2 protein-coding genes and 1 pseudogene are annotated in these 5,979 nt (G+C 31.2%); 2 read left to right on the forward strand and 1 reads right to left on the reverse strand.

The features are described 5' to 3' along the window. Nucleotides 1-818, reverse strand: a pseudogene (locus tag ABY298_RS14220) (glutamate synthase subunit alpha); the annotation flags it as partial. Nucleotides 819-1,338: 520 nt separating this feature from the next. On the opposite strand from ABY298_RS14220, the gene ABY298_RS14225 reads away from it, so the two are divergent. Both ABY298_RS14225 and ABY298_RS14230 read left to right on the forward strand, forming a co-directional pair. Further along, nucleotides 1,339-2,514: a hypothetical protein gene (locus tag ABY298_RS14225; protein WP_372746722.1), complete on the forward strand. Its 1,176-nt coding sequence runs from the start codon at nt 1,339-1,341 to the stop codon at nt 2,512-2,514. Between the two features lie 639 nt (nt 2,515-3,153). Further along, nucleotides 3,154-5,979, forward strand: a 2,826-nt coding sequence (locus tag ABY298_RS14230; protein WP_372746723.1) for an acetate--CoA ligase, incomplete at its 3' end; no start/stop codon positions are given.

Here is a 5,979-nt window from a genome sequence, read left to right on the forward strand (position 1 = left end):
GGGCCAAAAACTTCACTTCTCATAATTTCTTCACGAACTCGCATTCTACTTACATTTCCTTTTAAGGTGTTTATTTCACCATTTTGACACATATATCTAAATGGTTGTGCTAACTCCCAAGAAGGCATTGTATTGGTAGAAAAACGTTGATGCACTAAAGCTAAGCGGGTTACTAAATCCGACTCTTGTAAATCGGTATAATATGGCCCAATATCTTCGGGCATAATTATTCCTTTATATATTAGTGTTGTTACAGAAAAACTTGGGATATAAAAATAAGAGCTTTCTGTCATTTTTGATGCTATAATTGCATGTTCAGTAATTTTGCGTGCTGCATATAATTTAGCTTTAAAAATGTCCTCAGAAATTTCTTCTGTTTTTCCAACAAATAATTGTTCAATAGTAGGTTCTGATGCGAGTGCTATTTTTCCTAAATGAGAAGAATCAACAGGTACTTTTCTCCATCCTAAAATTGCTAAGCCTTGGTTTTTAATTTCTTGTTCAAATATTTTTTTACAATAATTATATTGGTTGTTTTTTTTAGGTAAAAACACCATACCAACCGCGTACTCTCTTTGTGCAGGAATTTCGAACTTACATACTCTTTTAAAATATTCATGTGGAATATCTATTAAAAGACCGGCACCATCTCCTGTTTTTCCATCCGCACTAACACCACCACGGTGCTCTAATTTTACTAGGATTTCTAAAGCATCATGTATGATTTGGTTGGTTTTTTCTCCTTTTAAATTGCAAATAAACCCAGCACCACAATTTTCATGTTCAAATTCTGGCAGGTATAGTCCTTGTTTTATCATATTTGAGTTTTAGTTTTTTGAATGTCTACAAAAATAGAAAAATAAGAATCAAAACATTAAACAATTTGAGAAAAGGTGATAATTTTGATAATTTAATATTGATTATGTTATAAATAATGAAATAATGAAATTTAGGCTATCATTTTGTGATATTTTAAAAAAAATTGAACATATAATTTTAGTGAATTCCTCTAAAATTGGAGTATTATTAATTTTTGAGACCTTAATTATAGACCACTTGAATTTAAATAGTAAACCAATACTGTTATTTTAAGTTAGTTTTAGTGCAAAATTTAATTGTAATACAGATAATTATATTAAAATTATATGCGTGTATGTTAACCAAATTCATTAAAATTTAAGTAGAAGATTTATTTAAGCTAATTTATTATGAACAGTTTAATTATTTCCTATACAACCAAATAAAAAGATATACTTAATTTATGCTCTTTTATTTTCATATTGTTACAGTTAAAATTAATTTTGGACAATAAATTTATAAATAAATTAATTTTCAAAAATGAAAAATCAAATTTCAACATTTCTAATAATTTTATTAGCAATATCTTCTTTTAGTTATGGTCAATCTAATGATTTAGATAAAAAATATGGTATAAATTGGAGTGGCTTTGTTAAAACCGATTTTATGTATGATACTCGTCAAGTAGTAAGCTCAAGGGAAGGACATTTTGCTGTTTTACCTGCAGCGGAAGATATTGAAGATGGGAAAGATTTAAATGATCAGTCTAATTTTAATATTTTATCTATTCAAACCCGATTAAAAGCTGCTATTTCAGGACCCGATTTTTTTGGAATGAAAACTTCTGGAGCTATTGAAGCTGCTTTTTTTGGAAACTCTGATGCTTCTATTGGTGAGTTGCGTTTAAGAAATGCTTTTGTGCAATTATCAAATGATAATATAGAAATTTTAATGGGGCAATATTGGCATCCTATGTTTGTAACTGCAGTTTTTCCTGGAACGTATTCTTTTAATACCGGTGTGCCATTTCAACCATTTTCTAGAAATCCACAGTTGCGTATTACTACAAAAGGAAAAGTTAAATTTATTGGGGCTTTATTTACTGAAAGAGATTTTCAAACTAAAGGAGCAAGTGTAAGTAAATCTGGAATTCCACAGTTTCACGCACAATTGCAATTTGGAAATGCTTCTAAAACCTTAGGAGGTGTTGGTTTTAACGTTAAATCTAGTCAGCCAAATTTAGGAGATGATAATTTAACAAGCACTGCTTTTATTGGGTATTTTAAAACAAAACTTGGAAATACAACTTGGAAAGCAGAAGCTACTTATGGTGAAAATATGACCGATTTACTTCAAATAGGTGGTTTTGGAACAAATTCTAATGGAGATTATGTTAATAATAAAACATTATCTATGTGGACTGAGTTTTGCGGAGATTTTTCTGAAACAATGGAGTGGGGATTGTTTGGTGGATATACTGAAAATGATGGTTTTGGAGAGGCAATTACCTATGAAAACGGATTTTTAGGAACCGTTGAAAATGCATTTAGAGTTGCACCACGTATTGGTTGGAAATCTGGCGCACTAACTATTGGTGTAGAAGGAGAGTTTACAAATGCACAATACGGTGAAATTGATGGAAACGGAGATATTACTTCTTCATCAGATGCTGTAAATAATTTCAGACTAGTAACTTCAGCTATTTATACATTTTAAAAAATTTATATAATAGTTCTAAATATATGTTATTGAATTAAAATATCTGGTAGTATTTTAATTCAATAACATATTTTGTTTTTAGACCTTTTGTACTTTATTCTTAAGAAAAATTGAATATTTTTAAATTCTTGTGTTAATTATATTCAGGTTTTTACAATATAAATTTATGTGCTTTGTATTGTTCTTTTTTTTTATTAACATTGGTAATCAATTAACTAGTTGTAAATATCTGATTGTGTAAGAAATATTATTCGTGCACTCCGTAAAAACTTAATACAGTAAAAAAGTTTTTTATTGTAACTCATGAATCATATGTTCTAATGTTATTAGAACATTTATTTGAAAAAGAATAATTTGAAGTTTTTAAAGTAAAAGATGGTTCGGAAGCTATTGATGTTGTCGATTTAAAAATAGCAGATAGTAAAAATTTAATGTGGATGGTTATGAGGTGTTACGTTTTTTAAAAGATAACCAAAGTTAAACGTTATTAAAATCATTTTTTTATCAATAAAAAATAAAACTTCTCATAGAGATTAGGATTGCAAAAGGGAACAGTTAAATATTTTACTAAACCATTATCAACATAAAAATTATTGAGTGAAACCTATATATTATTAAAATAAAAAAATAAACCCAATTAAAAAATGGGAACCGTTAACTAAAAATAAGAATAGTATGAGCTACCAGAAACATTATGAACACAGTATTGAAAATCCACAGGAATTTTGGAAAGAACAAGCAAATCATTTAAAATGGTATAAAAAGCCAAAAATTATTTTATCAAAAGATAAAAATGGTTTTGATAGATGGTTTGCAGATGGAACACTTAATATGTGCTATTTAGCTGTTGATAAACACGTTGAAGATGGTTATGGCGAGCAAATAGCTATTATTTATGAATCCCCGGTTACTCAACAAAAAGTAACATATACTTATAATGATGTGCAAAATAGGGTTGCACGCTTGGCTGGCGGTTTACGTGATTTAGGTGTAAAAAAAGGTGATACGGTTATTATTTATATGCCAATGATTCCTCATGCAGCATTTAGTATGTTGGCATGTGCACGTATTGGAGCCATTCATTCGGTTGTTTTTGGTGGTTTTGCACCACATGAATTAGCAATTAGAATAGACGATTGTAAACCAAAAGCTATAATTACGGCAACTTCTGGAATGGAAATTGACCGATTAATTGCCTACAAACCGTTGGTAGATGAGGCAATTCAAAAAGCAACTCATAAGCCAGATAAGGTTATTGTATATCAACGTAATTTGGGAGCTATAAACCCAAAAACTGAGCGCTATATTAGTTATAAAAAATTAGTAAAAAAGTCTGAACCAGTACCTTGTGTAGAAATGAATGCAACCGATCCGTTGTACATATTATATACTTCTGGAACTACCGGAAAACCAAAAGGTATTTTACGTGATACAGGTGGTTATGCTACGGCTTTAAAATATTCAATGAAAAATGTGTATGGTGTTGAAGAAGGAGATACTTTTTGGGCAGCTTCTGATGTTGGTTGGGTTGTTGGGCATAGTTATATTGTGTACGGACCATTGTTAAACAGAAATACAACCATTGTTTTTGAAGGAAAACCTATAAAAACACCAGATGCAAGTACGTTTTGGAGAATTATTAGTGAAAATAATGTAAAAGTGATGTTTACAGCTCCAACAGCAATTCGTGCAATTAAAAAAGAAGATCCCGAAGGTGAATTATTAAAAATGTACGATTTAAGTTGTTTAAAATATCAATTTTTAGCAGGTGAACGTTGCGATGCAGCAACCTTACATTGGCTAGAAGAACAATTAAACATTCCTATAATTGACCATTGGTGGCAAACAGAATCTGGTTGGCCAATGCTATCTAATATGATGGGAATTGAGCAATTACCTGTTAAACCAGGTTCTGCCGCAAAAGCTGTTCCGGGTTACGATATTCAAATTTTAAATGCTGATGGCAAACAATTAGGTGCAAACGATGAAGGTTTGGTGGCTGTAAAATTGCCAATGCCTCCAGGTACGTTGTTAAATATTTGGGGAAATACTGACCGTTTTGTGGATGGCTATTTAAAAAAATTACCAGGTTATTATTTTTCTGGAGATGGTGGTTATACCGATGAAGATGGCTATGTGTACATTACGGGTAGAGTAGATGATGTGATAAATGTTGCAGGTCACCGTTTGTCTACTGCCGAAATGGAAGAAATTGTAGCTTCAAATCCATCGGTTGCTGAGTGTGCAGTTTTCGGAATTGAAGATCAGTTAAAAGGACAAGTTCCGTTGGCTTTAGTAGTTCTAAAATCGGGCGATTATGTTTCTAGTTTTGAATTAGAATATAAAGTTGTTCAAGAAGTTCGCAAACAAATTGGAGCAGTAGCCTCATTAAAAAGAGTTTTATTGGTGCAACGGTTACCAAAAACACGTTCGGGAAAAATTCTTCGAAAATTATTAAGAAACATTGCCGATGGTGTTCAATATACAATTCCTTCAACAATAGATGATCCTGAAATTATTAATGAAATTACACATGAATTCAAATTACATAAAATAGGAATATTTGAACATGCAACTGAAGAAGAAAAAGAAACTTTAGACGATTTAAAAGTTGATTCTTTTATAAAATATTACAAATCGTATCAACATAGCGTAAATGATCCAGAAGGATTTTGGTCTCAAATTGCCGAAACATTTACGTGGCGTAAAAAATGGGATAAAGTGGTGGAGTTTGATTGGGAGCAACCAAAATTTGAATGGTTTAAAGGCGCTAAATTAAATATTACTGAAAATTGTTTAGATCGTCATTTATCAAAAAGAGGTGATGATTTAGCCATTATTTGGGAACCAAACGATCCTAACGAAACCAATAGAACTTTTACGTATAAAGAATTACATGCTGAGGTTTGTAAGTTTGCGAATGTTTTAAAAAACAACAATATTAAAAAAGGCGATAGAGTTTGTATTTATATGCCTATGGTACCAGAATTGGCAATTGCAGTATTAGCTTGTGCAAGAATAGGAGCGGTGCATTCTGTTGTTTTTGCAGGATTTTCAGCGGTAGCACTTTCAACAAGAATTAACGATGCTGAGTGTAAAATGTTATTAACTTCTGATGGCGTTTTTAGAGGAAGCAAAGCGGTAGATTTTAAAACTATTGTTGATGAAGCCTTGGAAACTTGTCCAACCATTGAAACTTCAATTGTATTAAATAGAGTGAATGGTGATATTAAAATGAAAGCCGGACGAGATGTTTGGTGGCACAATGAAATTGCAAAAGTAAACGCAGTTTGTGAAGCTGAAGTAATGGACGCAGAAGATATGTTGTTTATTTTATACACTTCTGGTTCAACAGGTAAACCAAAAGGAATGGTGCATAGTTGTGCAGGATATATGGTGCATACCGCGTATAGTTTTAAAAATGTTTTCCAATACACACACTGCGATGTTTATTTCTGTACA

It is taken from the genome of Lutibacter sp., from assembly GCF_041596795.1.
GTDB lineage: Bacteria > Bacteroidota > Bacteroidia > Flavobacteriales > Flavobacteriaceae > Lutibacter.